The organism is Frankia sp. CoWAU3, assembly GCF_977971855.1.
The window spans coordinates 1-3951 of record NZ_CDWWXB010000265.1; the positions used below are offsets into that span (position 1 = coordinate 1).

Sequence of the window (3951 nt, forward strand, 5' to 3'; positions counted from 1 at the left end):
AGCCGCAGGATCTGAAGGACCGACAGGTTAAACGACAAGCTGAGAGGAAGAACGTGTGATCCGTATTCGCCGAATGCTGCCGCTGCCCGTCGCTGCCGCGATGATCATTCTGACCGCGTGCGGCGGCGGTGGTGACGCGAGCCCGGCAGACCCCGCGGAGAGCCTGCGCCCCACGGCCCGCCCAGCCGACGCCGGCGTCGACAACGTGGCGGGCGCCAAGGCGTCGCCCGCCTGCGTGGCCCAGGTCAAGACGCTGCGGATGTCCGCCGTCGGCACGCTCAACGACGTCGCGAAATCCGGCAAGGCCTATCTGGAGAAGGCGCATCCCGGCCTCACCGTGGACCTCAACACGAGCGCGCCGGACTACACCTCCCTCGTCCAGCAGATCAGCGCCGACCGCTCGGCCGGCCGTTCCGTCGACGTGGCGGTCGCCGGCTTCGACCTGCTCCCGACCTTCGCCCGGGACCTCGGCGCCCAGGAGCTCTCCCCGCGCCTGCTGCGCGCGTCCTACGACCAACGGCTGGTCGGCCTCGGGCAGGTCGCCGGGAAGCAGATCGGTATTCCCCAGCAGGTGTCGTCTCTGGCCCTGGTCTACAACCTCGACGTGCTGCAGAAGGCCGGCGTCGATCCGGCGACGCTGGGCACGACCGACGGGGTGATCGCCGCCGCTGACAAGATCAAGGCTTCGGGTCAGAATATCCAGCCCCTCGACCTGCCGACCGGCCAGCAGTTCGGGCAGTGGATCCTCAACACCCTGGCCAGCTCCAAGGGGACGCCGATCCAGGACGCGAACGGTCGGCCCGCCCTGAACACCCCGGCGGCCCGCGAGGCCGCCGCGTTCCTCGCGAAGGCCGCGAGCTACGGTACGCACTCCGCCGATCCGACCCAGCAGGGCCTGCTGCGGTTCGGCATCCGCCGGCAGACGGCGATGACCGCCGTGACGGTGGCCTCCGTGGCCGGCGGGCTGAAGTTCATCGCGGGGCAGGGGACGAAGGGTTTCCGGGCCGGCGCGGTCCCGTTCCCGACTCTGCCCGGCGGGACCCAGCACCCGGTCGCGGGCGGCAACGCGCTGACGGTCCTGTCCACCGATCGCTGCCAGCGGGAGATGGCGACCGAACTGGTCGTGTCGCTGCTTTCGCCGGACGTCGTGGCCGCGAGCACGGAGGCGTTGAGCTACATCCCGGTGGATACTCAGGCCGTCAGCCAGCTCGGGTCGTTCTACGCGACCTATCCGCAGCTCAAGCCGTTCAACGCGCTCATCCCCTCGCTGGTGAAGGCGCCGGCTTGGAGCGGGGCCTGCGGCGGGGAGGTCCCGAGCGCGATCTCGGACCAGGTGCAGCGCATCCTCAAGGGCGAGGACCCGGTCAGGGCCCTCGCCGCGGCCCAGAGCCAGGCTGTGGAACTCACCCGTTGACCGGCGGACGCCGCGGGAGAGACCGATGACCCGGATCACGGAACCGGCCGACGGACCCGCCGTGGTGACGGCCGCCACCACGGGGGTGCCGATCGAGATCGACGGGCTGGGCCGGTCGTTCGGCCCGGTCCATGCGCTGCGCGACGTCACGCTGACGGTTGCGCCGGGGGAGATCGTCGCGCTGCTCGGACCGTCCGGCTCGGGCAAGTCGACGCTGCTGCGGATCTGCGCCGGGCTCGAGGAGCCGACGTCGGGTGATCTGCGTTTCGGCGGGGTCAGCCAGCTTGGCGTTGCACCCCACCGCCGGGACGTGTCCATGGTCTTCCAGCATTTCGCGCTCTACCCGCATCTGACGGCCCTGGAGAACCTCACCCTGGCGTTGCGTCACGGCCGCGGCCTGCCGAAGGCCGCGGCGGTGGCCCGGGCCCGTGAGACGCTGGACATGCTCGGCATCGGTGAGCTGGCAGCTCGCCGGCCCGCGAAGATGTCCGGGGGCCAGCGCCAGCGGGTCGCGATCGGCCGGGCACTCGCGACCCGGGCCCGGGTGATCCTGTTGGACGAGCCGATGTCGGGGCTCGACGCCCAGCTCCGGGTCGATCTGCGGGTCGAGATCGTGGGCCTGCTGCGCAGGCTCGGCACCACCGCCCTGTTCGTCACGCACGACCAGGCCGAGGCGATGGCGGTCGGTGACCGGGTCGCGGTGCTCAGCGGCGGCCGGCTGCAGCAGATCGGGACGCCCGACGAGATCTACGACCGGCCCGCCACGCGCTTCGTCGCGGCGTTCATCGGCAGCCCGCCGATGAACGTCCGGGAGGGACGCTGGCATGACGGCCAACTGCACGGGGACGGATTCGCCCTGGCCGCCCCCGCCGGCGCGACGGCGTTCGGAGTCCGGCCCGAGCACCTGGTCCTGGTGGCGGCGGCTTCCACTGGATCAGGATCGCTACCGGCGGACGCCGTGGTGGCGCCGGTGGCGCTGGCGTCGGACGCGCTGCGGGTAACCGGTGAGGTCGTGGTGAGCGAGCGGCTCGGGGCGGAGCGGACGGTGTACGTCCGGACCTCCGCCGGGGTGCTCGCCGTCAGGGTCGACGCCGCTGAGGTGCTCGGCGTGGGCATGCGGGTCACCCTGCGCGCACCGCTGTCCACCCTGACCTTCTTCGACGCCGCCGGCGCCCGGATCTGACGCGGCGCAGCCTCGATCCGCCGCAGCCGTCCCCCTCCCACCCCGCGCGTCCAGTCGGATCGGCGCCGCGTGAATCGCGGAGGGGCCCTCCCCGTGGGCCTGTCCCCGGCTGCCCGACTCGGGAGAATTTCTGACCGGTCGACGTGGTCGCATTCGACCAAAAGATAAATATAACACACTTTTTTCGGACGCTCGGCGGACATGCGTGCAATCAGGGCCCGCCAGTGGTCCGGGAGTGACCTCTGTGCACGCATCGCACCGGAGTCGTCTCTTGGAGCACCAAGATGTCGCGACATAGCGTTAGTAGGTACTCACGGAAGTGCCCCTGGAGATGCGACTGCGAGGAGATCGTCGATGCTGACGGATAACGCTCATGCCTGCACTCATCCGCTTGCGTTCATCCGAGCCCAGCGCGGGTGGTCCTACCAGCGTCTGGCGCGGGTCGTGGCCCGCCGCGCACGTGACCTCGGGGTGGCGAACATGGCCGCCGAGCGGCAGAAGGTCTGGCGCTGGGAGCACCGTGGGGTCGTGCCCGACCGGGTGTCCCAGCTCGCGCTCGCCGCGGAGCTCGGCGTCCCCAACGATCGCCTGGAGTCGCACCCCTGGCCCGCGTGGCTACCGACCGGCGACGCGGTGCGCACCGAGTACCCGTGGACGCCGGGTGGCAGCATAACCTCGATCATGGACGTCGTCGAGGACGCGCTCTCCGACCGCCGCGGCTTCCTGACGATCACTGGGACCGGGGTGGCGGAACTCGCGACGCAGTGGCTCGGCATGGAACCGGCCCGGCTGGCGGCGGCCCTGAACGGGGGACGGGTCGACGACCAGATCGTGAACCGGATCGAGCACAACATCCCCGGGCTGCGGGTCATGGATGAGCGGCTCGGTGGGGAGAGCGTGCGCCGGCTGGTCGACGCCGAGCTCGGCGTGGTGGCGGACCTGCTGGCGCGCGGATCCTATACCGAGCATGTGGGCCGTCACCTGCATCTGGTGGCCGCGGAGCTCGCCCGGTTCGCGGGGTGGGTCTCGTTCGACGCCGGCTTCCAGACGGCCGCCCAGCGGTACTGGATCACCGCGCTGCATGCCGCGCACGCCGGCGGGGACCGCATGCTCGGTGCGAACGTGCTGAAGAACATGTCCCTGCAGTGCGTGGACTTCGCCCGCCCGCGGGAGGCGGTGGATCTGGCCGAGGCCGCCGTGGCCAGCGCCGAGGGGGCGTCCGGTCGCGTCGGCGCCATGCTGCACATGCGGCGGGCCCGTGCTCATGCCGCGCTCGGGGAGGCCAGCGCCTGCGCGCAGGCGCTGGCCTGCTCGGAGGATGCGATGGTCACCGCGCGGCCTGAGGAGCCCGCCT

The 3951-nt window shown here is 71.4% G+C and carries 3 protein-coding genes; all 3 read left to right on the forward strand.

The window, feature by feature from the left end:
• Positions 1 to 55: 55 nt before the first annotated feature.
• Positions 56 to 1414 carry an extracellular solute-binding protein gene (locus AC08ON_RS16835; protein WP_476606889.1) on the forward strand — a complete coding sequence of 453 codons (1359 nt, stop codon included), beginning with the start codon at positions 56 to 58 and terminating at the stop codon, positions 1412 to 1414.
• A gap of 25 nt (positions 1415 to 1439) precedes the next feature.
• Positions 1440 to 2597, forward strand: a complete 1158-nt coding sequence (locus AC08ON_RS16840; protein WP_476606888.1) for an ABC transporter ATP-binding protein — start codon at positions 1440 to 1442, stop codon at positions 2595 to 2597.
• Positions 2598 to 2951: 354 nt separating this feature from the next.
• The coding region (locus tag AC08ON_RS16845) for a transcriptional regulator (protein WP_476617317.1) at positions 2952 to 3951 on the forward strand (1000 nt) is incomplete at its 3' end.